Source organism: Novosphingobium arvoryzae (assembly GCF_014652615.1).
In the GTDB taxonomy this organism is placed as follows: Bacteria; Pseudomonadota; Alphaproteobacteria; order Sphingomonadales; family Sphingomonadaceae; genus Novosphingobium; species Novosphingobium arvoryzae.
The window spans coordinates 405,484-430,027 of the sequence record NZ_BMZD01000003.1 but is presented as its reverse complement, the minus strand read 5'-3'; the positions used below and the strand labels follow the sequence as shown (position 1 = coordinate 430,027).

General features: G+C 66.4%; 21 protein-coding genes. 9 read left to right on the top strand and 12 right to left on the bottom strand.

Translation table 11 applies throughout. The features are described from left to right. Positions 1 to 35: 35 nt before the first annotated feature. A complete protein-coding gene (locus tag IE113_RS08525; protein ID WP_189540434.1) occupies positions 36 to 959 on the top strand; it encodes an MBL fold metallo-hydrolase in 924 nt (307 codons plus the stop codon). Positions 960 to 963: 4 nt separating this feature from the next. After that, positions 964 to 1,746: a sulfite exporter TauE/SafE family protein gene (locus tag IE113_RS08520; RefSeq protein WP_189540431.1), complete on the top strand. Its 783-nt coding sequence runs from the start codon at positions 964 to 966 to the stop codon at positions 1,744 to 1,746. Here IE113_RS08520 and IE113_RS08515 read toward each other — a convergent pair. Together IE113_RS08515 and IE113_RS08510 are read right to left on the bottom strand one after the other, a co-directional pair. Then, positions 1,743 to 2,516, bottom strand: coding sequence for an SDR family NAD(P)-dependent oxidoreductase (locus IE113_RS08515; protein ID WP_189540429.1), 774 nt, complete (start codon positions 2,514 to 2,516; stop codon positions 1,743 to 1,745). The genes IE113_RS08520 and IE113_RS08515 overlap by 4 nt on opposite strands. A gap of 80 nt (positions 2,517 to 2,596) precedes the next feature. After that, positions 2,597 to 3,982 carry a helix-turn-helix domain-containing protein gene (locus IE113_RS08510; protein WP_189540427.1) on the bottom strand — a complete coding sequence of 462 codons (1,386 nt, stop codon included), beginning with the start codon at positions 3,980 to 3,982 and terminating at the stop codon, positions 2,597 to 2,599. Between the two features lie 155 nt (positions 3,983 to 4,137). Between IE113_RS08510 and IE113_RS08505 the strand changes: the two genes are divergently transcribed. Next, complete coding sequence (locus tag IE113_RS08505) at positions 4,138 to 5,733, top strand: isocitrate lyase (protein ID WP_189540425.1); 1,596 nt, start codon at positions 4,138 to 4,140, stop codon at positions 5,731 to 5,733. A gap of 68 nt (positions 5,734 to 5,801) precedes the next feature. On the opposite strand, the gene IE113_RS08500 is transcribed toward IE113_RS08505, so the two are convergent. The 3 genes from IE113_RS08500 to IE113_RS08490 are packed head-to-tail and all read right to left on the bottom strand — an operon-like array spanning position 5,802 to position 8,881. After that, on the bottom strand, positions 5,802 to 7,346 hold the full coding sequence (locus tag IE113_RS08500) for a DHA2 family efflux MFS transporter permease subunit (RefSeq protein ID WP_189540423.1): 1,545 nt from the start codon (positions 7,344 to 7,346) through the stop codon (positions 5,802 to 5,804). Between the two features lie 10 nt (positions 7,347 to 7,356). Beyond that, positions 7,357 to 8,436 (bottom strand): HlyD family secretion protein, encoded by a 1,080-nt coding sequence (locus IE113_RS08495; RefSeq protein ID WP_189540420.1) that lies wholly within the window; start codon positions 8,434 to 8,436, stop codon positions 7,357 to 7,359. Further along, positions 8,429 to 8,881, bottom strand: coding sequence for a MarR family winged helix-turn-helix transcriptional regulator (locus IE113_RS08490; protein ID WP_189540418.1), 453 nt, complete (start codon positions 8,879 to 8,881; stop codon positions 8,429 to 8,431). The genes IE113_RS08495 and IE113_RS08490 overlap by 8 nt, the downstream gene beginning before the upstream one ends. A 110-nt stretch (positions 8,882 to 8,991) precedes the next feature. Here IE113_RS08490 and IE113_RS08485 point away from each other — a divergent pair, with 110 nt between their 5' ends. After that, positions 8,992 to 9,876: a helix-turn-helix domain-containing protein gene (locus IE113_RS08485; protein WP_189540416.1), complete on the top strand. Its 885-nt coding sequence runs from the start codon at positions 8,992 to 8,994 to the stop codon at positions 9,874 to 9,876. Here IE113_RS08485 and IE113_RS08480 read toward each other — a convergent pair. Further along, positions 9,854 to 11,347: an acetyl-CoA acetyltransferase gene (locus IE113_RS08480; protein WP_189540414.1), complete on the bottom strand. Its 1,494-nt coding sequence runs from the start codon at positions 11,345 to 11,347 to the stop codon at positions 9,854 to 9,856. The genes IE113_RS08485 and IE113_RS08480 overlap by 23 nt on opposite strands. A gap of 95 nt (positions 11,348 to 11,442) precedes the next feature. On the opposite strand from IE113_RS08480, the gene IE113_RS08475 reads away from it, so the two are divergent. The 5 genes from IE113_RS08475 (at position 11,443) to IE113_RS08455 (ending at position 17,412) form a co-directional block, all read left to right on the top strand. After that, positions 11,443 to 12,537, top strand: coding sequence for an acyl-CoA dehydrogenase family protein (locus tag IE113_RS08475; protein ID WP_189540412.1), 1,095 nt, complete (start codon positions 11,443 to 11,445; stop codon positions 12,535 to 12,537). Beyond that, on the top strand, positions 12,534 to 13,754 hold the full coding sequence (locus tag IE113_RS08470; protein WP_189540410.1) for an acyl-CoA dehydrogenase family protein: 1,221 nt from the start codon (positions 12,534 to 12,536) through the stop codon (positions 13,752 to 13,754). Before IE113_RS08475 ends, IE113_RS08470 begins: the two co-directional genes overlap by 4 nt. 13 nt (positions 13,755 to 13,767) lie before the next feature. Continuing rightward, positions 13,768 to 14,745, top strand: a complete 978-nt coding sequence (locus IE113_RS08465; RefSeq protein WP_189540408.1) for an NAD(P)H-dependent flavin oxidoreductase — start codon at positions 13,768 to 13,770, stop codon at positions 14,743 to 14,745. Positions 14,746 to 14,770: 25 nt separating this feature from the next. Beyond that, positions 14,771 to 16,021, top strand: a complete 1,251-nt coding sequence (locus tag IE113_RS08460; RefSeq protein ID WP_189540406.1) for an acetyl-CoA C-acetyltransferase — start codon at positions 14,771 to 14,773, stop codon at positions 16,019 to 16,021. Positions 16,022 to 16,188: 167 nt separating this feature from the next. After that, entirely contained in the window at positions 16,189 to 17,412 is a 1,224-nt protein-coding gene (locus IE113_RS08455; RefSeq protein ID WP_189540404.1) for an NAD(P)/FAD-dependent oxidoreductase, read from the top strand. Here the strand turns inward: IE113_RS08455 and IE113_RS08450 are convergent. The 6 genes from IE113_RS08450 to IE113_RS08425 form a co-directional block, all read right to left on the bottom strand. After that, positions 17,409 to 18,023: a trimeric intracellular cation channel family protein gene (locus IE113_RS08450; protein WP_189540402.1), complete on the bottom strand. Its 615-nt coding sequence runs from the start codon at positions 18,021 to 18,023 to the stop codon at positions 17,409 to 17,411. The genes IE113_RS08455 and IE113_RS08450 overlap by 4 nt on opposite strands. Beyond that, positions 18,020 to 18,709 carry a PepSY domain-containing protein gene (locus IE113_RS08445; RefSeq protein ID WP_189540399.1) on the bottom strand — a complete coding sequence of 230 codons (690 nt, stop codon included), beginning with the start codon at positions 18,707 to 18,709 and terminating at the stop codon, positions 18,020 to 18,022. The genes IE113_RS08450 and IE113_RS08445 overlap by 4 nt, the downstream gene beginning before the upstream one ends. A gap of 36 nt (positions 18,710 to 18,745) precedes the next feature. Further along, entirely contained in the window at positions 18,746 to 18,949 is a 204-nt protein-coding gene (locus IE113_RS08440; protein WP_189540397.1) for a hypothetical protein, read from the bottom strand. 115 nt (positions 18,950 to 19,064) lie between these two features. After that, on the bottom strand, positions 19,065 to 20,468 hold the full coding sequence (gene lpdA, locus IE113_RS08435) for a dihydrolipoyl dehydrogenase (RefSeq protein WP_189540395.1): 1,404 nt from the start codon (positions 20,466 to 20,468) through the stop codon (positions 19,065 to 19,067). Positions 20,469 to 20,480: 12 nt separating this feature from the next. After that, positions 20,481 to 21,710: a 2-oxoglutarate dehydrogenase complex dihydrolipoyllysine-residue succinyltransferase gene (gene odhB, locus IE113_RS08430; RefSeq protein WP_189540393.1), complete on the bottom strand. Its 1,230-nt coding sequence runs from the start codon at positions 21,708 to 21,710 to the stop codon at positions 20,481 to 20,483. Between the two features lie 11 nt (positions 21,711 to 21,721). After that, on the bottom strand, positions 21,722 to 24,544 hold the full coding sequence (locus IE113_RS08425; protein ID WP_189540391.1) for a 2-oxoglutarate dehydrogenase E1 component: 2,823 nt from the start codon (positions 24,542 to 24,544) through the stop codon (positions 21,722 to 21,724).

Genomic DNA, 24,544 nt, shown 5'->3' with positions numbered 1-24,544 from the left:
GGCAAGCGGCGCGCTGCCCAGATGGACCTGAGAACATGACCGATACCGTGCTTGAGACTGCCATTACCCAGATCGATGCCGCCCGCGCGGCCGGGCGTGTGCCGGTGATCCGGACCTTCTTCGATGAGCCGACCTTCACCGCGACCCACGTGGTGCACGATCCGGTTACCCGGCGGGCGGCGATCATCGATTCCGTGCTGGACTTCGATCAGCCGTCAGGGCGCACCAGCCATGCCTCGGCCGACGCGGTGATCGCCTATGTCCGGGCCGAGGGGCTGACAGTGGACTGGCTGCTGGAAACCCACGCCCATGCCGATCACTTGTCTGCCGCACCCTATCTGCAGGAACAGCTGGGCGGGCGGATCGCCATCGGGGCGGAAATCCGCACCGTGCAGGGCGTGTTCGGGCAGGTGTTCAACGAGCCCGCCAGTTTCGCGCGCGACGGATCGCAGTTCGATCACCTGTTCACCGATGGCGAACGCTTCGCGCTGGGCGAGATGGAGGCCATCGCGCTCCACGTGCCGGGCCACACCCCGGCCTGCCTGGCCTATGCCATCGGCGATGCGGTGTTCGTCGGCGATACGCTGTTCATGCCGGATTATGGCACCGCCCGCGCCGACTTTCCGGGCGGGGATGCGCGCACGCTGTTCCGCTCGATCCGCCGCCTGATGGAACTGCCGGCGGAGACGCGCGTGTTCCTGTGCCATGATTACAAGGCACCGGGACGCGATACGTTCGTGTGGGAAACAACTATCGGGGCGGAAGCCGCGGCCAACATCCACGTCCACACCGGCGTGGCCGAGGACGATTTCGTGATGATGCGCGAGGCGCGCGATGCCACGCTGGGAATGCCGCGCCTGATTCTGCCGTCGGTGCAGGTCAACATCCGGGCCGGGCATTTCCCGGAGCCGGAGGAGAACGGTGTGCGCTACCTCAAGCTGCCGCTGAACCTGCTGTAAGGGCATGGAACACCTGCAATACATCCTGTCTGCCCTCAGCGGCATCCTTGTCGGCTTCAGCCTGGGGCTGGTTGGCGGCGGCGGGTCGATCCTGGCGGTGCCGCTGATGGTCTATGTCGTGGGGGTCAAAAGCCCGCACGTGGCGATCGGCACCAGCGCGCTGGCCGTGGCGGCAAACGCGCTGGCCGGCCTTGCCAGCCACGCCCGCGCCCACAACGTCAACTGGCGCTGCGGCGGGGCCTATGCGCTGGCGGGTGTGCTGGGCGCGTTCGCCGGGTCGAGCGCGGGCAAGGCGTTCGACGGGCAGAAGCTCTTGTTCCTGTTCGCGCTGCTGATGGTCGTCGTCGGTGCGCTGATGTTCCGCCAGCGCGGCGATGCGGGCGTCGAAGGCGTGGTCTGCAACCGCGACAATTTCCCCAAGGTCGGCGCGTTCGGGTTCGGCACCGGGGCGCTGTCGGGCTTCTTCGGGATCGGTGGCGGCTTTCTGATCGTGCCGGGGCTGGTGCGGTCGACGTCGATGCCGGTTTACCGCGCCATTGGCACCTCGCTGGTCGCGGTCAGTGCCTTTGGCCTCACCACCGCGTTCAACTATGCCGCGTCCGGGCTGGTCGACTGGCCGGTCGCCGCCAGTTTCATCAGCGGCGGCGTGATCGGCAGCATCGCGGGCACGGCGGCATCAACCCGTCTGGCCGCGCACAAGGGCATGCTCAGCACCGTGTTCGCGGGCATGATCATGCTGGTCGCGGCCTATACGATCTACCGCAGTTGGGGCGCGCTGTTCGGCTAGGCGTTCCTCGCCATCAGCCCGCCATCGACCGGGATCGTCACCCCGGTGATATAGCTGGACGCCGGCAGGCACAGGCTGAGCGTGATGTGCGCCACTTCCTCCGGCGCGCCATAGCGGCGCAGCGCGGTGCGGCGATGGGCGAACGTGGCCTTGTCCGCGTCGGGCACATTGGCGGTCATGCCGGTGTCGATCGGGCCGGGGCAGATCGCGTTGACGGTGATCCCTTCGCGCCCCAGTTCCACCGCCAGCGCGCGGGTCAGGCCGGTGACACCCGCCTTGGCCGCGCAATAGGGGCTATCGCGCGAGGTGGCACCGAGCGCCTCGGTCGAAGCAATATTAACGATGCGCGGGCTGGTCGAGCGGCGCAAGTGGGGCAGGGCGGCGCGGATGATCCGCTGGTGCGCGGTCAGCAGCACCACCACGGCGCGGTCCCAGATCAGGTCATAGCCAGCGTCGTCGATCGGACAGAAGGCGCTGATCCCGGCGTTGTTGACCACCGCGTCCAGCCCGCCGAACGTCGCGGCGACATCGTCCACCACCTGCCGGATTGCGGCATGGTCGCTGACGTCCAGCGCCCAGGCTTTCGCGCTGTGCCGTTGCGCGGCCAGATCCGCCGCGACCTGTTCCAGCGCGGGTCCGGGCAGGTCGGTCACGGCGACGTTTGCACCTTCAGCGGCAAACACTTGCGCTGTGGCGCGGCCCATGCCGCTCGCCGCGCCCGTCACCAGCACCGTCTTGCCCGCGACCGAGCGGCTGAGGTTCAGTTCCATCATCCCATTCCTTCTCCGGCTTTTGGCCTTGTTCCTGTTTGGAGGCAATCAACCACGAACGGACGGGCAGGGGAAGGGCGCTAGTCGCTGTCGAATCCGAACGGCGCGGTATCGCGGCGGTAATCGTCGGGCAGGATCTCGCGGCCGACTGGCGGCACGGCGCGGGCGGTGCAGGCAGGGCGGTTGCACAGGCGGCAGGTGACGCCGATGGGAGTCGGCTCCGGCGCGGCCACGCTGCGGGCGTAGGCGAGTTTGGGCGCGTGTTCGGCGGCGCAGGCCAGCGCGATCGCGCGGGTCACGCTGGGCCGGTCGAACGTGCCGCCGCCAGCGCGCACGGTGCGGGCGATCGAGAAGAACCGCTGACCGTCCGGCAATTCGAGGAACTGCGTCACCACTTCGCCGGGCGTGCGGAATACCGAATGGACGCTCCACAACGGGCAGCCGCCGCCGTGCGCGGCAAAGGGAAAGCCCGCACCGTCCAGCCGCTTTGACACGTTGCCCGCCTGATCCACGCGGATGAAGAAGAACGGAATGCGCAGCATCCCCGGCTTGTTCAGCGTGGTCAGCCGGTGGGCGACCTGTTCGAAGCTGGTACCGAACTGGCGGCTGAGCGCCTCGATGTCATAGCTGCGCGCCTCCACCGCGCGGGCGAAGCGGTCATAGGGCATCAGGATTGCCGCCGCGCCGTAAGAGGCCAGCGCGCGGCGGACCAGGCTGGTCGCGGTGGGGCTGGCGAAGTCCTCGGCCCGGACGATGGCGGCGATCTCCTTGCGCAGCGACGTATAGGCGATGTGCGTGGCGATCTGGAACGCGCGGCTGGCGGCATCGAGCGTATCGTCGATCAGCAGCTGTTCGTTGTGCCGGTCATAGCGGCGCAGTGCGTCCATCATCACGTCCGGCGGCAGGAATCGCACGCGCACGCCGGTGGTGGCGCGCAGCCATTCCGCCGCGCTGCCGGCCTTGGCGATCTCGGCGGCAATTTCCTCCGCGCGGGTGTCGATGCTGTGGAAGTAGTTGCGCTGGCTGGCGACGAACCGGCGTGCTTCCGCCACCGGATCGGACGCGCCGGGCGCATCGCGCTGTTCGGCCAGCGCGCGCTGTTCCTTGGTATAGGCGCCATGCAGCCGCAGCAGCGCCTCGCTTACGCCCGGAAAGCTGGAGGCGAGGTCCGCGATTTCCAGCGCGGGCAGGTCGATATCGGCAAAGATCGGGTCGCGCAGCACATCGGACAGGCGGCGGGCGTAATCGTCGCTGTCCTCGCCCGCGAACTCGGCGAGATCGAACTTGTAGCTCTTGGCGAGGCGCAGCAGCAGGTCCGCGGTCAGCGGGCGCTGGTTGCGCTCCAGCAGGGCGACATAGCTGGGGGAAATGCCCAGGTCGCCCGCCATCGCCTGCTGGGTCAGCCCCAGCTCACGGCGCAGGCGCTTCAGGCGCGGGCCAAGGTAAAGGGGGCGGGATTCGGCCATGCGGGCCATTCTGTCATCTCTGCACAACTTTACAAGGAAAAGTTGTAAAGCCTTACAGGCTGACTCCGTCCGGCCTTCCGGGGTGCGGCGCGGCGCGGCATTGGGCGTCTCACAGACCGTGCCCCGCCGAGGGGCGAAAGCCAAGGGACCGTGCAATGACCTATCAGCAGACCATCACCGAAGCGGGGCAGGAAATCGGCCGTTTCCAGCAGACCTGGAACGGGATCGAAGCTGAATCCGTGGCCCGCATGCGGCTTCAGAACCGGTTCAAGACCGGGCTGGACATTGCCCGCTATACCGCGAAGATCATGCGCCAGGACATGGCCGCCTATGATGCGGATCCGGCCAACTACACGCAGTCGCTGGGCTGCTGGCACGGGTTCATCGGCCAGCAGAAGATGATTTCCATCAAGAAGCACTTCGGCACCACCAAGGGCCGTTACCTCTACCTGTCGGGCTGGATGGTCGCCGCGCTGCGCAGCGAATTCGGTCCGCTGCCCGACCAGTCGATGCACGAAAAGACCACCGTGCCGATGCTGATCGAGGAACTCTACACCTTCCTGCGCCAGGCCGATGCCCGTGAACTGGGCATGCTGTTCCGCGATCTCGATGCCGCCCGTGCCGCCGGGGACGAGGTCAAGGCCAAGCAGGTCCAGCAGGCGATCGACGGTCACCAGACCCACATCGTTCCAATCATTGCCGACATCGATGCCGGCTTCGGCAATGCGGAAGCGACCTATCTGCTCTCGAAGAAGATGATCGAAGCCGGGGCCTGCTGCATCCAGATCGAAAACCAGGTGTCGGACGAAAAGCAGTGCGGCCACCAGGACGGCAAGGTTACCGTCCCGCATGAGGACTTCCTGGCGAAGATCCGCGCGGTCCGTTACGCCTTCATGGAGCTGGGCGTTGAAGACGGCGTCATCGTTGCCCGCACGGACTCGCTGGGGGCCGGCCTGACCAAGCAGATCGCCTTCACCCGCGAGGCTGGCGACATTGGCGACCAGTACAACAGCTTCCTCGATTGCGACGAAGTCGATCCGGCCAATGTCGGGCATGGCGACGTCCTGATCAGCCGCGACGGCAAGCTGATGCGTCCCAAGCGCCTGCCCAGCAATCTCTACCAGTTCCGCGCCGGAACCGGTGAGGACCGCTGCGTGCTGGACTGCATCACGTCCTTGCAGAACGGTGCGGACCTGCTGTGGATCGAAACCGAAAAGCCGCACATCGGCCAGATCGGCGGGATGGTCAGCCGGATCCGCGAAGTGATCCCGAATGCCAAGCTGGTCTACAACAACTCGCCCAGCTTCAACTGGACGCTGAACTTCCGCCAGCAGGTGTTCGATGCCTGGACCGCCGAAGGCCGTGACATGAGCGGCTATGACCGGGCCAAGCTGATGAGCGTGGACTACGACGGCAGCGAACTGTCGAACGAGGCGGACGAGCGCATCCGCACCTTCCAGCGCGATGCGGCGGCGCAGGCCGGGATCTTCCACCACCTGATCACCCTGCCGACCTATCACACGGCCGCGCTCAGCACGGATAACCTGGCCAAGGAATACTTCGGCGATCAGGGCATGCTGGGCTACGTCAAGAACGTCCAGCGTCAGGAAATCCGCCAGGGCATCGCCTGCGTGAAGCACCAGAACATGTCGGGCAGCGACATTGGCGACGACCACAAGGAATACTTCGCCGGTGAAGCCGCGCTCAAGGCCGGTGGCGCCGCCAACACGATGAACCAATTCGCAGCATAAAGCCGCGCACCAGATCCTGGGGAGGATGCATTGGCCCGTCACGCTTTCGGCGTGGCGGGCCTTTCGCGTCAGGGCTGCCGGGGCGGCGTGACAGGACGCATCAGCAGGACCAGCGGGATGGCTGCCAGCGTCACCCACATCATCGCGTAGAAATCGTTGATATAGGCAATCATCATCGCCTGCCGGGTGACTTCCCCGTCGATCATGCGCAGCACGGCATCGCCCAGCGCCTGGAACCGGTCGATCGTGGTCACGTCGATGGCCTCGGTGAATGATCCGTCCACGTTTGCGGCAAGGTCTGCGTGGCTGACCTGCACGCTGCGTGCGAACAGCGTGGTGCAGACCGAGATCCCCACCGACGCCCCCAGCGAGCGGGTCAGGTTGAGCAGGCTGGCGCCTTCGGTCCGCAGCGTGGGCGGCAGGGTGGCGAACGCCGCGTTGTTCAGCGGGATGAACACCAGCCCCATGCCCAGGCCCTGGATCAGGCCGGTGATGATGATGTGTCCGTTATCGACGTCCAGCGACCAGCCGGACATCATCCATAGTGAAACGCCGGCCAGCAGGAACCCCAGCATGACGATGGGGCGCGCATCGACGCCCCGCCGCACCAGCCAGCCCGACACCTGCATCGAAACCAGCGTGCCGACCCCGCGCGGCATCAGCGCCCAGCCGGTATCGATCACCGAATAGCCGAACAGGTGCTGCATCATCGGTGGCAGCAGCGCGATGGAAGCCATCATCACCAGCCCGACGACGACCATCAGCAGCAGCGAGATCGCGAAATTGGGATTGGCGAACAGCTCGCGGCGGAACAGCGGATCGGGCGTGCTGGTCAGGTGCAGCACGCCGACCCAGGCGGCGGAAACGGTGACGGCGGTGTAAATCCAGATCTCGACCGATTCGAACCAGTCGACATGGTTGCCGCGGTCCAGCATCAGTTGCAGCGATCCCAGCGCCAGCGCGACCAGCCCGAACCCGATGAGGTCAAAGCGCCGCTCGCTTTTCGCGCGGTCCGGCAGTTCGGCGATCAGGATCACCAGCGAGACAATCCCCAGCGGCAGGTTGACGTAGAATACCCAGCGCCAGTTCCATTCCTCGGTCAGCCAGCCGCCCAGGATCGGCCCCAGGATCGGACCGATCATCACGCTCATCCCCCACAGCGACATCATCTGCGGCTGGCGCGAAGGCTTGGTGCTGTCGATCATCGCGGCCTGGCTCAGCGGGCTGATAAACGATCCGGTAATCCCCTGCATCGCGCGGAAAATCACCATGCTGGTCATGTTCTGGGCCATGCCGCACAGCATCGATGACAGGATGAAGCCCGCAACCGACCAGATGAACAGGCGCCGCGTGCCGACCCGTTCCGCCAGCCAGCCGGTGATCGGCATCGCGACGGCAGCTGCGACGATATAGCTCGTCAGCACCCAGTTGATCGTATCCGCATTCGCGCCGAGCGAAGTCTGCATATGCGGCACGGCAACATTGGCGATGGTGGAATCGAGGATCTGCAGCAGCGCCGCGATCATCACGCCCAGCATCAGCAGGCCGTGGTTGCGGACCGGATAGAGCGGAACGTCCTGTTCCGGTGCGAGCAGGGCAGGGGCGCTGGCCATGGGCGCGGGATCAGCGCTTGGCCGGCTCGTCGGTAAAGACCTTCACCTTGGCGGACAGTCCGGCCAGCAACTGGCGCGGGCTGGCATCGTCAAGCTCGATCCGCACCGGCACGCGCTGGGTCACCTTCACCCAGTTGCCGGTCGCGTTCTGCGCGGGCAGCATCGAGAATTCGCTGCCGGTGCCGGCGCCAATCGAGCCGACATGGCCCTTCAGCGTCACGCCGGGATAGGCATCGAAGCGCACTTCGGCGCGCTGGCCGGGGCGCATGTGGTCAAGGTCGGTTTCCTTGAAGTTGGCTTCGACATAGCCGCCCTGGCTGGCCACGATGGTCACCACAGGCAACCCCGAAATCGCCTGCTGCCCGATCAGCAGGCGGCTGGTCTGCGACAGGCGGCCGGCGATGGGCGCACGCACGGCGGTGCGGCGCAGGTTGAGCTCCGCTTCCGCCCGTTGCGCGCGGGCCTGCGCGACTTGCGGATTGACGCCGGGCACTTGCGCGCCCGTGGCGAGCCGGGCCGAAGCCTCGCGCGCCTTGGCCTGCGCCAGGTTCAGTTGCTCCTGCGCTTGCTGCACGGCATGCTGCGCAGCATCGAAAGCGGCCTTGGTGGTAAATCCGCGCTGCATCAGGGCTTGCTGGCGTACGAAGTTGGACTGGGCAAAGGCCACGCTTTCGCGCGCGGCGGCAATGTCGGCGCCGGAGAGCTCACTGGCGTTGGACAGGGCGACAACGTTGGCCTGCGCGGCGGCAATCGCCGCATCGGCCTGGGCGATCTGCAACTGATAGGGTTCCGGATCGATCCGGAACAGCAGGTCGCCCGCCTTGACCACCTGGTTGTCGCCGACCGCGACTTCCACGATCCGGCCGTTGATCTCGGAACTTACGGACACCTTGTCCTGCTTGACGTAGGCATTGTCGGTCGAAACCTGGCCCTGCAGGCTGTACCAGTAGTATCCGCCGCCAATCAGGATCAGCACCGGGACCGACAGCATCGCCAGCAACCGCCCGAACTGGCGCTTGGGCGGCTGGTGATCGGTTCCGGCAGCAGCGGACGGCCGGGTTTCGGGGAAGACGGGATCTGCTTCAGCCATTGGCACTGGTCCGATAGGCGGGGGCGGGATTGCCCCCCAGGTTCATTCGCACGCGCTCAAGCGCATCGGCGAGCAAGGAGCGTTGATTGGCATCAAGCCCGGCCTGCATGTCATCATTCAATTGCTCTACGCATTCGCGCAGACGTTCGATCATCGGGCGGCTGCGCTCGGTCAGGTGGACTTGCCAGGCGCGCCGGTCGGCCGGATCGCGCCGGCGTTCCAGCAGGCCGGCTTCTTCCATGCGGTCGACCATGCGGCACAGGGTGATCGGCTCCACGTCCAGCCGCTCGGCATAATAGCCCTGGTTCTCGCCCTCGGTCACCGACAGCACCAGCAGCAGGCGGGCCTGTGGTCCGGTCACGCCCAGTGTGCGCACCCGGTTGTCGAACGCGCGGCGCAGCAGGCGCGAGCTGTCGCTGATGAGGTAGGTCGTGGGCATGTCCATGCCCGCGCTTTTAATAAGCAGGCTTAGAATGTCCAGACTTAATGTGATGGTGTAGTGCTTGGCCGGAGCGGCGGACTTGCACTTTTCGGACAATGCGCCAAACTTCGGCCATGGCGCACAGATCGCAGTCGATTGCCGAATTCGCCCTCTATGGCGAAGCTGCGCGGACAATTGCGCCGGAGTTCGTGCACGTTGAGCCGATCTCGGATCGTTCCAGCCTGTACGAATGGACCATTTCGCCCCATTCGCACCCCGGCATTTTCCAGCTGCTGTTGGTCACGGAAGGGCAGGGGGCGCTGGCGGATGGGGTGGGGGAGACCCGGTTGGAGCCGGGGCAGCTGGCGCTCGTGCCGGGCGGAGTCGTTCACGCCTTCCGGTTCGCGCCGCAGACGCAGGGCTGGGTGCTGTCGGTGGCGGATGCCCTGCTCGACGATCCGCGCCTCGCCGGGTTCGGGGTTGCGGCGCTGGTCCGGGGCGGGCAGGCGCTGTGCCTGCCGGTTGACGCGCTCGTCGCGGGCCTGATGGCGGCGTTGCACATGCGGCAGGGACGCCCCGATGCCGCCACGCTGGCCGCATTGGCCCTGATCCTGGCCATGGTGGACGAAGCCGCGGCCGCACAGGCGGCGGCCGCGCACGGGCCGGTGGACCGGCGCATCCTGCTGGTGCGGCGCTTCACCGCGCTGGTCGAGGCGCGGTTCCGGGAACATTGGGCGGTGGCGCGCTATGCGGCCGAACTGGGAACCACGCCGCAGACGCTGACGCGGGCCTGCCGCCATGTTACCGGCAAGTCACCGGGCGACATCGCGCTGGACCGCCTCCTGCGCGAAGCCATGCGCGCGCTGACCTTTACCGCCGCTGGCGTTGCCCAGGTCGCGGACGACCTGGGCTTTGCCGATCCGGCCTATTTCTCGCGCTTCTTCAAGGGGCGGGCCGGGGTGGAACCGTCGCGGTTCCGGCGGGAGCGCGGCTGGTTCAGGCAAACGCCCACAGGTTGAGCGGATCGCCCGCACCAATCGTGCCGGCCGCGCCGACAGGGTCGCCGTCGCTGGCCGTGAGCCGCGCCAGAGTTGCCTCGTCGCTGCCCGGCACATGCCCCAGCGTGCGCTTGCCATCCGGCGTGCGGGCGACGACCACGCCCGACCGGGGCTGCCCGTCGCGGCCATAGAACACCGTGTAGGTTTCCAGCGTCGCCGGTCCGGCATAGTCCCGGTCCTGCGCCGGAATGGCCCCGCGCAGGGCATCGGCTTCGGCCTGGAAATCATAACTGCGCGGGAAACTGGCAGCGGCGATCGGCTGGCTCGATACCGCGATGGTGTGGTTGTGGGTGGCAAAGCCGCCATTGGCAAACAGCAGCCCGGTGCCGCCCCGGGCGCGCAGCTGATCGACCATGCTGGCAATCGCGTGGCTCATGTAGTTGCCGATCGGTCCGCCGCCAAAGGTCAGCCCGCCAAACACGGTTGCGGGCTTGTCGAGCGGCCAGTCAATGATCCGCCGCGCCAGCTTGGGAATGCAGGGAAAGCAGCTGTAGAGCTCCACCGTATCGAGATCGGCCGGCGTGAGCGCGTTGAGGTCCAGCGTGCGGCGGATCGAGACTTCCATGCTGGCGCTGTGGTCATATGTGTCGCGCTCAAGCCAGCTGTCATGCTCATGCGCGGCTGCGCCGTTGCCAACATAGATCCATTTGGCCTCTGGAATGCCGCGCCGCCGCGCCTCGCCCACGCTGGTGACGATAAACGCCGCGCCCTGGTTCACCGCCGCATTGGCCACCTGCAGCTTGGTATAGGGAAAGGCGATAGGCCGGTTGCTGTCGGATGGCGTCACGATCTCTGCCGCGCTGACCGGCTTGCGGATCCAGGCGTTCTCGTTCGCGGCGGCCACTTCGCTGAACCTGCTCCAGATTGCGCCGCTTTCAGCCTGCGCCTCGGCCAGCGTCTGCCCCAGGCTGTGGCGCAGGGCGTTCTCATAGAGCGGATAGACATCGACCGGCGCGACCAGCCCGTAGCTTTGCGCATAGCCCAGCATCTTGCGGTGTGCGGCCTGGCGCAGGGCATCGGGCTTTTGCCCGTCCGCCGCTGCCGCCGCCGCCCGCGCCCCGGCGGTGCGCAGAGCTTCGGCTCCGGCGATGATCGCAATCCGGGTTTCGCCAGCGCCGATCCGGTTGGCGGCCTCGTTCAGCAGCATGACCGGACTGTCGCCATTGGGGCCGTGGCTCTGGAACATCACGGCCGGGCTTGCGCCTAGCCGCGCGGCCAGCGGTTCGCAGGCATTGGCGATGGCCGGGAACGCAATTTGCTGCACCACGCCCAGGTAATCGGCATCGCCCAGCAGGTCGGCGCCAGCGTCGGCCTGGGCCTTTTCCAGCGCGGCGGCCATCAGCTCTACCGGGTCCATTCCGTCCAGCAGGTTTGCCGGTCGATCATTGATCTGACCCACGCCGACAATCACCGGCAGCCGTTCATCCAGCATCGCATTGCTCTCCCTTGCGTTCCGACTCAACGTAGCGCATTGCCAAATTTAATCGAGCGATTAAACCGGGAATCGGAATAGGGAGAGAATCGCCCATGTCGATATTGTATGACGAAGGCCAGCAAGCCATCGCGACCGAATCGCGGCGCGTGCTGGATGCGCGGGTCGGGAAAGACCGCCTGCTGAAGTTGCTGGAACAGGTTGGCGAATACGACAAGCCGTTCTGGGATACGGCGGTGGAGCAGGGCTGGACCGCGCTCGCCATTCCCGAAGAACATGGCGGGCTTGGGCTGGGTCTGGTCGAGCTGGGCCTCGTCGCCCAGGCAACCGGCGCGGCGACGGCTGGCGCGCCGTTCCTGACCATCGGTTATGGCGCATCGCAGGCGCTGATCGGTTCGGGCAATGCCGAACTGCAGGCCGCATGGCTGCCCCGACTGGCGGCTGGCGAAGCCCTGGCGACCGTGGCTTTTGCCGAAGGCGCCGCTCCGCTGCCGCCGCTGCCGACCACCACGTTCGCCGGTGGCAAGCTGTCGGGCGCGAAGGAAGGCGTGCCGGGCGCGCTCAAGGCCGATGTCGCCGTGGTCTGGGCCACGCATGATGGCAAGCCCGCGATGGTTCTTGCCGAACTGAAAGACGCCGCGCGCACGCCGGTCGACAGCTATGACAATTCGCGGCTCTATGCCGACCTGGCCTTTGCCGGAACGCCCGCCACGCTGCTGGCCGAAGGCGATGCCGCGCTGGCTCTGGCACGCGATGTGCTGGCGCGGATGGCGGTTGTCACCGCGCACGAGCAGGTCGGCGGGGCCGAGGCGCTGCTCTACATTGCCCGTGACTATGCGGTTACGCGCCGGGCCTTCGGGCAGCTGATCGGCGCGTTCCAGTCGATCAAGCACCGCATCGCGGAAATGTATGGCCTGGTGGAAATCGCCCGCGCCAACTGCATCCACGCCGCGGCGCGCGAAGGGCAGGATGATTTCCTGATCGCCGCCGCCGACGCGCGGATTTCCGCGACCGAAGCCTATGATACCAACGCTCGCGACTGCATCCAGATCCATGGCGGCATCGGGGTGACATGGGAACAGGGGCTGCACCTGCACATGCGCCGGGCGCGCAGCCTGGCCGTGGAAACGGGCAATCTGTATTTCTGGGAAGACCTGCTGGTCGAACAGCTGACGGGAGTGGCGGCATGACCGATCTGGTAGCCTACCGGGCCAAGGCGCGCGCCTGGCTGGAGAGCATGAACCCCAAGTATGGCCGCGACGCGCGCCGGGGCATGACGGTTGAGGAAGAACTGGCGCTGGGGCGTGAATTCCAGGCGCTGAAGTATGAAGCGGGCTATGCCGGCATCAACTGGCCCAAGGCCATGGGCGGTCAGGGCCTCGGCCACCTCGAAAAGATCACCTACGATTCGGAAGAAATGCAGTTCGGCATGCCGACGGTGTTCTTCGGAATCTCGCTGGGGATGCCGGTGCCGATCCTGATGCGCTTCGGGCTGGGCGCGAACAACGAACATGCCGCCTGGGTCAAGGAACGCGTGGTCAAGGCGCTGCGCGGCGAGGAGATCTGGTGCCAGCTGTTCTCCGAACCGGCGGGCGGTTCTGACCTTGCCGGCCTGCGCACCCGCGCCGAGCCGGACGGCAACGGCTGGAAGATGAACGGGCAGAAGGTCTGGACCAGCTGGGCGCAGTATTGCGACTATGGCGTGATCGTGGTCCGCACGGACCCGACCGTCGAAAAGCACAAGGGCCTGACCTATTTCTGGGTCGACATGAAGGCCAAGGGCGTCGAAGTGCGCCCGATCAAGCTGGCGGGCGGCGACAGCCACGTCAACGAAGTATTCTTCGACGATGTTCGCCTGGAAGATTCCCAGCGCATGAGCCCGGTTGGCGGCGGCTTTGGCGTGGCGCTGACCACGCTGATGATTGAACGCTACATCGCGACCGACAGCGGCGGGTTTGGTCCGCACCTCGACGTGTTCACCGATCTGGTGAAGGGGCTCGACATCAACGGGCGTCCGGCGCTGGCCGATGGCCGCGTCCGTTCGGCCATTGCCCGCAACCACGCCATGCGCGGCGGGCTGGATTCGATCACCAAGCGCGCGTTCCAGATGATGCAGGCCGGGATGGAGCCGGGGCCGGAAGGTTCGCTGCAAAAGCTGGTCGCGGTGCGCAGCCGTCAGAAGCTGTCGGAGCTGGCGATGGACCTGCAGGGCAATCTCTCGCTGCACTTCGATCCGCACGCCTACGTCAAGGAAGACTGGGGTGCGAGCTGGCTGAACGCTCCGACGGGCCGCATCGCGGGCGGGTCGGACGAAGTGCTGCTGAACACCATTGCCGAACGCATCCTCGGCCTGCCGCAGGATCACCGGCCGGACAAGGGCGTGCCGTTCAACCAGATTCCGGCCTGAGGAGGGGGAACCAATGGCTATCAAGACCAGGATTACCGAGCTGCTGGGGATCGAGCATCCCATCGTGCAGGGCGGGATGCAGTGGGTGGGGACCGCCGAAATGGCCTCCGCCGTGTCCAACGCGGGCGGGCTGGGGATCATCACCGGCCTGACCCAGCCGAGCGCCCAGGCGCTGCGTGACGAGATCGAGCGGTGCAAGGGCATGACGTCTAAACCGTTCGGCGTGAACATGACCGTGTTCCCGACGATCAACCCGCCCGATTACAAGGCCTATACCCAGGCGATCATCGACAGCGGCGTGAAGGTGGTGGAAACCGCCGGCACCCCGGCGGTGCGCGAGCTCTGGGAGATGATGAAGCCGCATGGCATCAAGATCCTGCACAAGTGCACCGCGGTGCGTCACGCGCTGTCGGCGGAAAAGGCGGGCGTGGACGTTATCAGCATCGATGGGTTCGAATGCGCCGGTCACCCCGGTGAGGACGACATTCCCGGCCTGATCCTGATCCCGGCTGCGGCCGACAAGGTCAGGATCCCGCTGCTCGCCTCTGGCGGGTTCGGGGACGGGCGCGGTCTGGCGGCGGCGCTGGCGCTGGGGGCCGAAGGCATCAACATGGGCACCCGGTTCTGCGCAACGGTCGAAGCGCCGATCCACCAGAACTTCAAGCAGGCGATGGTGGACAATGACGAGCGTTCCACCGCGCTGATCTTCCGTACGTTCCGCAACACCGCGCGCGTGGCGAAGAACAATATCGCGCAGGCGGTTGTCGCGGCCGAGGCCGAGGGCAAGCCGTTCGAGGAAGTCGCCCACCTGGTCAAGGGCGTGCGCGGCAAGGAAGGGCTGGATTCGGGCGATACCGAACACGGCATCTGGACGGCCGGCATGATCCAGGGCCTGATCCATGACATCCCAACCTGCCAGGACCTTGTGAGCCGCATCGTCGCCGATGCCGAAACGATCATCCGGGGCCGCATGGCCAGCATGCTGGCCTGACCCCGACCGCTAAAGGAGAACACCAATGGCCGAAGCCTATATCATCGACGCCTGCCGCACCCCGCGCGGCGTTGGCAAGCCCGGCAAGGGCGCGCTTTCGCACCTGCACCCGCAGCACCTTGCCGCCACCGTGCTCAAGGCGATCCGCGATCGCAACAACCTCGACACCGCGACCGTGGACGACATCGTCTGGTCGACCAGCACCCAGAAGGGCAAGCAGGGCGGCGACCTTGGCCGCATGGCCGCGCTGGCTGCGGGCTATGACATCAAGGCGTCGGGCACCACGCTCGACCGGTTCTGCGGCGGCGGGATCAGCTCGGTCAACTTTGCGGCTGCGTCGGTCATGTCGGGCATGGAAGACTGCGTCATCGCCGGCGGGACCGAGATGATGAGCTATACCCAGACCATCGGCGCCGAGGAAGCCAACGCGGGCATCAAGCCGCTGGGCATGGGTTCGGGCAACATGGCGCTCGACGCGATCCATCCCCAGTCGCACCAGGGCGTGTGCGGCGATGCGATCGCCGCGCGTGAGGGGATTGACCGTCAGGCGCTCGATGCGCTGGCGCTGGTCAGCCAGGAACGGGCCGACCGCGCGATCCGCGAAGGCCGCTTCGACCGCTCGCTCGTCACCGTTTACAACGAGGACGGCAGCGTGGCGCTGGACCGCGAGGAATTCCCGCGTCCGGAAACCACCATGGAAGGCCTCTCGGCGCTCAAGGCCAGCTTTGATGGCCTCGCCAACTTCGACCTCGGCGGCGGCGTGACCTTCAAGAAGCAGATCCAGCGCGTCTATCCGGAACTGGACTGGCAGGGCGTGCACCATGCCGGCAACAGCTCTGGCGTGGTCGATGGCGCGGCTGCCGTGCTGATCACCAGCAAGGAATACGCCGAGAAGCACGGCCTGAAGCCGCGCGGCCGGATCGTGGCCTATGCCAACCAGGGCGATTGCCCGACCCTGATGCTCAACGCCCCGGTTCCGGCGGCGAAGAAGGTGCTCGAAAAGGCCGGCCTTAAGAAGGACGACATCGATCACTGGGAAATCAACGAGGCCTTCGCGGTCGTCGCGGAAAAGTTCATCCGCGATCTCGATCTCGATCGCACCAAGGTAAACCCCAACGGCGGCGCGATGGCGCTGGGCCACCCGATCGGCGCGACCGGTTCGATCCTGATCGGCACCGCGCTGGACGAGCTGGAGCGGACCGGGGGCCGTTATGGCCTGATCACGATGTGCGCGGCGGGCGGCATGGCCCCGGCCCTGATCATCGAACGGATCTGATCCACGCCGCGATGTCCGGACCACGGTCCGGGCGCAAGAATGCCCCTCCCCCTCGCGGGGAGGGGTTTTCGTTTGTTGCGTGTGGATGGCCGAAAATGTAGCGCTGCACCCTTGTCGGCGCGCGGTGCGCAGCCTAGGCGATTGGCACCGGACGAGGGGTTCAAGCGATGCATTATGATGTTCTGATTGTCGGCGCGGGGCAGGGCGGGGCCGGGGCCGCGATCCAGCTGCGCCAGCAGGGGTTCGAGGGTTCGGTCGGGATGATCGGCCGCGAACACGAACCGCCCTATGAACGCCCCCCGCTGTCCAAGGAATACATGCTTGGCGACAAGACGTTCGACCGGCTCTACATCCGCCAGCCCGATTTCTGGGAAGGCAAGGGCATCGACCTGGTGCTGGGCGTGGAAGTGACCGCCATCGATCCGGCGGCAAAGGCCGTCACCCTGTCGGACGGGCGAACCTGCACTTACGGCAGCGCGATCTGGGCGACGGGCGGCGATCCGCGCCAGCTGACCATTCCCGGCGCGCAACTGCCCGGCGTCCACGGGGTGCGCACCCGCGAAGACGCCGATGCGATCCTAGCTGAACTGGGCGCTGTGTCGCGCGTGGTCGTGATCGGCGGCGGCTACATCGGCCTTGAAGCGGCCGCCGTGCTGCGCAAGCTGGGCAAGGACGTGACCCTGCTGGAAGTGCTGCCGCGTGTGCTGGCCCGCGTGGCGGGGCCGCAGCTGTCCGAGTTCTACGAAGCCGAACACCGGGCCCACGGTGTGGACCTGCGCACCGAAACCGGAGTTGATGAAATTCTGGGCGACACCCGGGTGACCGGCGTGAAGCTGGCCGACGGCAGCGTGATCGAATGCCAGCTGGTGATCGTCGGCATCGGCATCATCCCGGCGGTCGGGCCGCTGCTGGCGGCTGGCGCGGCGGGTGGCAACGGCGTGGACGTGGACGAATTCTGCCGTACCAGCCTGCCGGATGTCTATGCCATCGGTGATTGCGCGGCCCACGCCAACGGCTTTGCCGGTGGCGCCGTGATCCGCCTGGAATCGGTCCAGAATGCCAACGATCAGGCCGCGACCGCGGTGAAGTCGATCCTGGGCAATCCGCAGGCTTATGCCGCGACGCCGTGGTTCTGGTCGAACCAGTATGACCTGAAGCTGCAGACGGTCGGTCTGTCCGGCGGCCATGACGCGACCGTGCTGCGCGGCGATCCGGCGGCGCGCAGCTTCTCGGTGCTGTACCTCAAGCAGGGCAGGCTGATCGCCATCGATGCGGTCAACGCGATGAAGGACTATGTCCAGGCCCGCAAGCTGGTGGAAGAAGGCGCGGTGATCGCGCCGGAGGACCTGGCGGATGCCTCGCGCCCGCTGAAGGAGCTGCCGCGCGCCTAATCCTCTGTCCGCTGATAGGCGGGGAGGTGGATCCCAAAGCGGATCGCCGCCCCGCGCAGCGCAAACCCGGCCAGTGCAGCCGCGCTCCACGCGATTTCGCGCGGCAGGTCCAGCAGATCACCCGCCGCGCAGAGCCCGGCGCTGAGGGCGGCGGCGGTCACGTAAAGTTCCGGCCGCATCAGGATCGATGGGCGCCCGGCCAGCACGTCGCGGATGATCCCGCCGACACAGCCGGTAATGATCCCCATCAGCACGGCGGGGACCGGTGCGACCCCCAGCGCTAGGGACTTCGCAGTTCCCAGCACGGCATAGGCGGCAAGGCCGGCGGCATCCGCCCACTCCAGCAATTGGCCTTCCCACCACTTGCGCGGCGTGAACCACGCCACCAGCGCGACGGTCAGGCAGACCGGGGCCACCCACGGATCGCGTACCCAGAACACCGGCGCGCCGATCAGCAGGTCGCGCACGGAACCGCCGCCAACCCCGGTAATCAGCGCGAAAAAGGCCATCGTCACGAACGTCTGCCGCAGCCGCGCGGCGAGCAGCGCCCCGGTCAGCGCGAACACCGCAGTGCCCAGGAGGTCGAGCGGGGCGGGGATGATCGGGATCATGATCGCGGAGCCCGCCGTCGCCGGAACAACAGGGCGGAGCCCAGCAGCACGCCCAGCAACGCCAGCGCCGCGCTGGCGATCAGCAGCGGGTGGCTGGTATCCTCGCGCTCCACCGGGTCCATGATGTGCAGGCCCCACATGAAATCGAACGCCCGCCACCAACGGGTGCGCACCGCTTCGATCTCGCCCGTGGCACGCCCGACATAGACGCGGGTCTGATCGTCCAGCGTCACCTGCCAGACCGGCATTGGCCTGCGGAAATCGAATGGCACGGCGTTCGCGGGATAGAACCGCACCGCCGCAACCCGATCGCCGCCCTTGATCGCGTGGGCGACCGCGCGGCGGGCCTCGGCTTCATCGACAGGGGGCAGGGGGACATTGCCGTCCGACAGGTCGATCCGGGTGACCGTGCCATCCATCGCGGTTGCCAGCAGGATCGACTTGCCCCGCTGGTTGAGCAGTTGCCCCTCGCGCAGCAGGAGCGCGCCAGTCTGCCCGCCGGACAGGGTAATGCGCACGGGCTGCGGCGGGTGATCACGGTGCAGCGTGGTGCCGCGCACCTCCTCGATCGGACGAAGCACCATCAGCAGGCCGCTGGCCGTCCACAGCAGCAGTGGAATGGCGATCAGCCAACCCAGCCAGATGTGCCAACGGGCGAAGTGCCGCATGATCCTGCTGATCTTCATGCCGCAGTCTTAGCCCCCGGCGCCGCGTGCGGCAAATCAGTCCTCGATCAGGTCCTGCAGCTTGCTCATCAGGGCCTGGATGCGGGTCGCGGCCTCGGTAAACGTGGCCACATCTTCGCGGTTGTTGTTGCCGCGCGCTTCCTTCGCGGCTTCGGCATAGCCTTCCAGATCGACTTCCAGCGCATCGACGATCATTTCGATTTCGTCGCTGGTCAGCTTGACGGCAATGGTCTTGGCCACGGGCTTGGTCCTTGCAAAATGGAATTGGGGGTAAAGTGATCGGGGCCACCCGACCGTGCCGGATGGCCCCGAATATACAGGCTTGGCGTTGGCCGCCGATCAGATGGGCAATGGCCTAGATATGAATCGGCTTGCCCTGCACGGCCATCGCGGCTTCCTTCACGGCTTCCGAATGGGTCGGGTGCGCGTGGCAGGTATAGGCGATGTCTTCGCTCGTCGCGCCGAATTCCATCGCCTGCGCAACTTGCGCGACCATGGTTCCGGCAACGCTGGCCACCATCCAGGCACCCAGCACCTTGTCGGTCTTGGCATCGGCAATGACCTTCACGAAGCCGTCCGGTTCGCCATTGGTCTTGGCGCGGCTGTTGGCCATCATCGGGAACTTGCCGACCTTGATCTCAAGGCCCGCGTCCTTCGCCGCTTCCTCGGTCAGGCCAACGCCCGCGAATTCCGGCATGGTATAGACCACGCCCGGAATGACCGCGTGATTGACGATGCCCGTCAGCCCGGCGATGTTCTCGGCCACGGCAATGCCTTCGTCTTCGGCCTTGTGGGCCAGCATCGGCCCCGGGATCACGTCACCGATGGCCCAGATGCCGTCCACCTTGGTGGCGAAATCGTGGTCGGTTTCGATCTGGCCGCGCGCGTTGACTTCAAGGCCGATATTCTCAAGCCCCAGACCGGCAGTGTTCGGGCGGCGGCCAATGGCCACCAGCACGCAGTCGGCCTCGATCGTCTCGGCCGCGCCGCCAGCGGACGGCTCGACCGTCAGCGTGGCCTGCTTGCCCTTGACCGTCACGCCCGTGACCTTCGTCGACAGCCGCAGTTCCATGCCCTGCTTCTTGAAGATCTTGCCGGCTTCCTTGCGGATGTCGCCGTCCATGCCCGGCAGCAGCTGGTCGAGGAACTCGACCACCGTGACCTTGGCACCCAGGCGCCGCCAGACCGAGCCGAGTTCCAGCCCGATCACGCCGCCGCCAATCACCACCAGGTGGTCCGGCACGCGGTCCAGCGCCAGCGCGCCGGTGGAATCGACGATCACGCCCTTGTCATTGTCCACTTCCACGCCCGGCAGCGGGGTGACCGACGAACCGGTGGCGATCACGATGTCGCGCGCGGTGTAGGTCTTGCCCGCAACCTCGACGGTGCTGGAATCCTTGAAGGTGGCATAGCCCTTGATCCAGTCGACCTTGTTCTTCTTGAACAGGTACTCGATCCCGCCGGTCAGGCCCTTCACCGATGCGGCCTTTTCGGCCTGCATGGTGGCCAGGTCCAGCTCGACCTTGCCGGTCTTGATCCCGTACTTGGCCAGCACGCCGTGGGCGGCTTCCTCGAACAGTTCCGAGCCGTGGAGCAGCGCCTTGCTGGGGATGCAGCCGACGTTGAGGCAGGTGCCGCCCAGCGTCTCGCGCCCTTCGACGCAAGCCGTCTTCAGCCCGGCCTGCGCTGCGCGGATCGCGCCGACGTAGCCGCCGGGGCCGGCACCGATGAACAGGACGTCGTAATCGTAATCAGCCATGGTTCGCGTCCCTTACAGGTCGATCAGCAGACGGGTGGGATCTTCGATCGCTTCCTTGATCGTCTTCAGCGCGGTCACCGCTTCGCGACCGTCGATCAGGCGGTGGTCATAGGACAGCGCAATGTACATCATCGGCCGGATCACGATCTGGCCGTCGCGCACGACCGGACGGTCCTCGATCCGGTGGAGGCCCAGCACGGCGCTCTGCGGCGGGTTGATGATCGGGGTCGACATCAGGCCGCCGAACACGCCGCCGTTGGAGATGGTAAAGGTGCCGCCCTGCATGTCGGCCATGGTCAGCGTGCCTTCCTTGGCGCGCTTGCCAAGGTCTGCAATGGCCTTTTCGATGTCGGCAAAGCCCATCTTGTCGACGTTGCGGACAACCGGCACGACCAGCCCGTTGGGCGCGGACACCGCAACCGAGAGATCGACATAGGGGTGATAGACGATTTCGTCGCCTTCGATGCGGGCGTTGACCGCCGGGATGTCCTTCAGCGCCAGGCAGGCGGCCTTGGCGAAGAACGACATGAAGCCAAGGCGCACGCCATGCTTCTTTTCAAAGCTGTCGCGGAAGGTTTCGCGCGCCTTCATCACGGCCGACATGTCGACGTCGTTGAAGGTGGTCAGCAGCGCGGCAGTATCCTGCGCGTCCTTCAGGCGGCGGGCGATCGTCTGGCGCAGGCGCGTCATCTTGACGCGTTCCTCGCCGCGGTCGCCCGATGTCGCGGCAGCCGGAGCGGCGGCGACAGGGGCCGGGGCGGCGCTCTTCGCGGCGGCGGCGGCCAGCACGTCTTCCTTGGTGATCCGGCCGTCCTTGCCGCTGCCCTTGATCGTGGCAGGGTCGATCCCGTGTTCCAGCACCGCGCGGCGCACGGCGGGGGAGAGGACCGCAGCCTCGTTGCCGGCAGCCGGGGCCGCAGCAGCCGGGGCGGCGGCCGGAGCCGCTGCGGGAGCCGCGGCCGGGGCGGCAGCGGGGGCAGCAGCCGGGGCGGCGGCAGCGCCGGAGCCGGCCTCGATCGTGGCGATCACCGCGCCGACGGCGACGTTGTCACCCACTTGCGCGATGTACTGGCCCATCACGCCCGCGACCGGCGCGCCGACTTCGACGGCGACCTTGTCGGTTTCAAGGCTGGCGATCGGCTCATCGAGCGCAACCGGTTCGCCCGGCTTCTTCAGCCATTCGCCGATGGTGGCTTCGGCAACGGATTCGCCCAGCGTCGGGACTTTGACTTCGGTGGACATGGTGACTTTCCTCAGGCCTTCTTGCGGCGACGGATTTCGGAACGGACCGACAGGCCCAGTGCATGGCTGATCAGCGCGCCCTGTTCGCTCTCATGGCGCTTGGCCAGGCCCGTGGCGGGCGAGGCGCTGGCGACACGGCCGGCATAGCGGGCACGGCCGACCTTGCTCTTGGCGGCGGCAAGCGCTTCCTCGATGAAGGGTTCGACGAAGAACCAGGCGCCGTTGTTCTTCGGCTCCTCCTGGCACCACACCACTTCTTCCAGGTTGGGCATGCGCGACAGGCGCAGGGCCAGCGGTTCGCCGGGGAACGGATAGAGCTGTTCCAGGCGGATGATCTGCGTGTCGTCGATCTCGGCGGCGTTGCGGGCTTCCATCAAGTCATAGGCAACTTTGCCCGAACACAGCACGACGCGCTTGGTCTTGGCATCGGCCGCGCCGTTGGTGTCCGACAGGATGCGCATGAAGTGCGCATCGCCGATGAACTCACCCGCCTCGCTCTTGGCCAGCGGATGGCGCAGCAGCGACTTGGGCGTCATGATGATCAAGGGCTTGCGGAACGGACGGTGCATCTGCCGGCGCAGCACGTGGAAGTAGTTGGCCGGGGTGGTGATGTTGCAGACCTGGATGTTGTCCTGTGCGCAGAGCTGCAGGAAACGTTCCAGACGCGCCGACGAGTGTTCCGGACCCTGGCCTTCGAACCCGTGCGGCAGCAGCATGACGAGGCCGTTGGCGCGCAGCCACTTGGCTTCGGATGCGGCGACGTACTGGTCGATCATGATCTGCGCGCCGTTGGCGAAATCGCCGAACTGCGCTTCCCACAGCACCAGCGTCTTGGGATCGGCGCTGGCATAGCCGTATTCGAAGCCCAGCACGCCGTATTCCGACAGCGGGCTGTCATGCACTTCGAACTTGCCGTGCGGCACGGTCGAGAGCGGGATGTACTTGTGCTCGTCGGTCTGGTCGACCCACACCGCGTGGCGCTGGCTGAACGTGCCGCGGCCCGAGTCCTGGCCCGACAGGCGCACGTTGAACCCTTCGGTGCACAGGCTGCCATAGGCCAGCGCTTCGCCGGTTGCCCAGTCAAAGCCCTTGCCGGTGGCGAACATTTCGCGCTTGGCATCCAGCACGCGGGCCAGCGTCTTGTGAACGGTCAGCCCCTCGGGGATGGTGGTCAGGGTGCGGCCCAGGCTTTCGAACAGCTTGGTCTCGATCCCGGTCGGCACGTTGCGGCGCGCGGTTTCCGGGTCGGCCGGAGCGTGCAGCCCGGTCCAGCGACCGGCGAACCAGTCGGCCTGGTTGGCCTTGTAGCTCTTGGCCGCTTCGAATTCCTGCTCCAGCGTGGCGACGAAGTGGCTTTCCACTTCACCGGCATGATCCTTGTCGATCACGCCTTCGCGGATCAGGCGCTCCGAATAGATCTTGCTGACGCCGGGGTGCTGGCGGATCTTGGCGTACATCAGGGGCTGGGTGAAGCCCGGCTCGTCGCCCTCGTTATGGCCGAAGCGGCGATAGCACCACATGTCGACCACGATGTCGCGACCGAAGGTCTGGCGATAGTCGATCGCCAGCTTGCACGCGAACGTCACCGCTTCCGGATCATCGCCGTTGACGTGGATGATCGGTGCCTGCACGCCCTTTGCCACGTCGGACGGGTAGGGCGACCCGCGCGAGAACTGCGGGCTGGTGGTGAAGCCGATCTGATTGTTGATGATGAAGTGGATGCAGCCGCCGGTGTTGTAGCCCTTCACGCCGGAGAAGCCGAAGCATTCCCAGACGATGCCCTGGCCGGCGAAGGCCGCGTCGCCGTGGATCAGCACCGGCAGCACCTGCTTGTGCTTGCCTTCACCCAGATCGTCGCGGAACGCCTGGTTGGCGCGGACCTTGCCCAGCACGACCGGATCGACCGTTTCCAGGTGCGACGGGTTGGGTACCAGGCTCATGTGCACCTTGATGCCGTCGAATTCGCGGTCTGCCGAGGTGCCGAGGTGATACTTCACGTCGCCCGAACCGCCGACGTCTTCCGGGTTGGCCGTGCCGCCGGAAAATTCGTGGAAGATCACGCGATAGGGCTTGGCCATCACGTTGGCGAGCACGTTGAGGCGGCCACGGTGGGCCATGCCATAGACGATCTCGCGCACGCCGAGCTGGCCGCCGTACTTGATGACCGCTTCCAGTGCGGGGATCATCGATTCCCCACCGTCGAGGCCAAACCGCTTGGTGCCGACATACTTGCGGCCGAGGAACTTTTCGTACTGCTCCCCCCGGATGACGGCGGCCAGAATGGCCTTCTTGCCTTCGGGCGTGAAGTCGATGTGCTTGTCGCCGCCTTCGATCCGGTCCTGCAGGAACCGGCGTTCCTCCACGTCCGAAATGTGCATGTATTCCAGGCCGACCTTGCCGCAGTAATTGGCGCGCAGGATGTCGACCAGTTCGCGCACGGTCGCCCACTGCAGGCCGAGCGTGCCGCCCAGATAGACCTTGCGGTCCAGCGCCGCGCCGACGAAGCCGTGGTATTCGGGCGAGAGGTCTGCCGGCAGGTTCTGCCGGGCCAGCCCCAGCGGGTCGAGGTCGGCAGCCAGGTGCCCGCGCACCCGGAAGGTGCGGATCAGCATCATGGCGCGGATCGAATCCGCCGCGGCTTCCTCGATCGCGCGGCCATCGGGGGCAGGGCCACCCTTGGTCGCTGCCTTGATCCGGGCCTGCATGGCGGTGGGGTCCATCGCCTGGGTCAGGTCGTCTTCGAACGCGCCGCCCACGGCGGGCCAGTTCGACCGTCCCCAGCTGGGGCCGGGTTGCGGATCGTCGGGGAGGAAATCGTGGCTTTCGTTGCCCAT

What these genes read in the sequence shown, in the direction of transcription:
- IE113_RS08475 (WP_189540412.1), top strand. Translation starts at nt 11,443, where the DNA reads ATGTCGATATTGTATGACGAAGGCCAGCAAGCCATCGCGACCGAATCG.
- IE113_RS08450 (WP_189540402.1), bottom strand. Translation starts at nt 18,023, where the DNA reads ATGATCCCGATCATCCCCGCCCCGCTCGACCTCCTGGGCACTGCGGTG.
- IE113_RS08500 (WP_189540423.1), bottom strand. Translation starts at nt 7,346, where the DNA reads ATGGCCAGCGCCCCTGCCCTGCTCGCACCGGAACAGGACGTTCCGCTC.
- IE113_RS08480 (WP_189540414.1), bottom strand. Translation starts at nt 11,347, where the DNA reads ATGCTGGATGAACGGCTGCCGGTGATTGTCGGCGTGGGTCAGATCAAT.
- IE113_RS08445 (WP_189540399.1), bottom strand. Translation starts at nt 18,709, where the DNA reads ATGAAGATCAGCAGGATCATGCGGCACTTCGCCCGTTGGCACATCTGG.
- IE113_RS08455 (WP_189540404.1), top strand. Translation starts at nt 16,189, where the DNA reads ATGCATTATGATGTTCTGATTGTCGGCGCGGGGCAGGGCGGGGCCGGG.
- IE113_RS08510 (WP_189540427.1), bottom strand. Translation starts at nt 3,982, where the DNA reads ATGGCCGAATCCCGCCCCCTTTACCTTGGCCCGCGCCTGAAGCGCCTG.
- IE113_RS08485 (WP_189540416.1), top strand. Translation starts at nt 8,992, where the DNA reads ATGGCGCACAGATCGCAGTCGATTGCCGAATTCGCCCTCTATGGCGAA.
- IE113_RS08495 (WP_189540420.1), bottom strand. Translation starts at nt 8,436, where the DNA reads ATGGCTGAAGCAGATCCCGTCTTCCCCGAAACCCGGCCGTCCGCTGCT.
- IE113_RS08425 (WP_189540391.1), bottom strand. Translation starts at nt 24,544, where the DNA reads ATGGGCAACGAAAGCCACGATTTCCTCCCCGACGATCCGCAACCCGGC.
- IE113_RS08470 (WP_189540410.1), top strand. Translation starts at nt 12,534, where the DNA reads ATGACCGATCTGGTAGCCTACCGGGCCAAGGCGCGCGCCTGGCTGGAG.
- IE113_RS08505 (WP_189540425.1), top strand. Translation starts at nt 4,138, where the DNA reads ATGACCTATCAGCAGACCATCACCGAAGCGGGGCAGGAAATCGGCCGT.
- IE113_RS08465 (WP_189540408.1), top strand. Translation starts at nt 13,768, where the DNA reads ATGGCTATCAAGACCAGGATTACCGAGCTGCTGGGGATCGAGCATCCC.
- IE113_RS08490 (WP_189540418.1), bottom strand. Translation starts at nt 8,881, where the DNA reads ATGGACATGCCCACGACCTACCTCATCAGCGACAGCTCGCGCCTGCTG.
- IE113_RS08515 (WP_189540429.1), bottom strand. Translation starts at nt 2,516, where the DNA reads ATGGAACTGAACCTCAGCCGCTCGGTCGCGGGCAAGACGGTGCTGGTG.
- IE113_RS08525 (WP_189540434.1), top strand. Translation starts at nt 36, where the DNA reads ATGACCGATACCGTGCTTGAGACTGCCATTACCCAGATCGATGCCGCC.
- lpdA (WP_189540395.1), bottom strand. Translation starts at nt 20,468, where the DNA reads ATGGCTGATTACGATTACGACGTCCTGTTCATCGGTGCCGGCCCCGGC.
- odhB (WP_189540393.1), bottom strand. Translation starts at nt 21,710, where the DNA reads ATGTCCACCGAAGTCAAAGTCCCGACGCTGGGCGAATCCGTTGCCGAA.
- IE113_RS08460 (WP_189540406.1), top strand. Translation starts at nt 14,771, where the DNA reads ATGGCCGAAGCCTATATCATCGACGCCTGCCGCACCCCGCGCGGCGTT.
- IE113_RS08520 (WP_189540431.1), top strand. Translation starts at nt 964, where the DNA reads ATGGAACACCTGCAATACATCCTGTCTGCCCTCAGCGGCATCCTTGTC.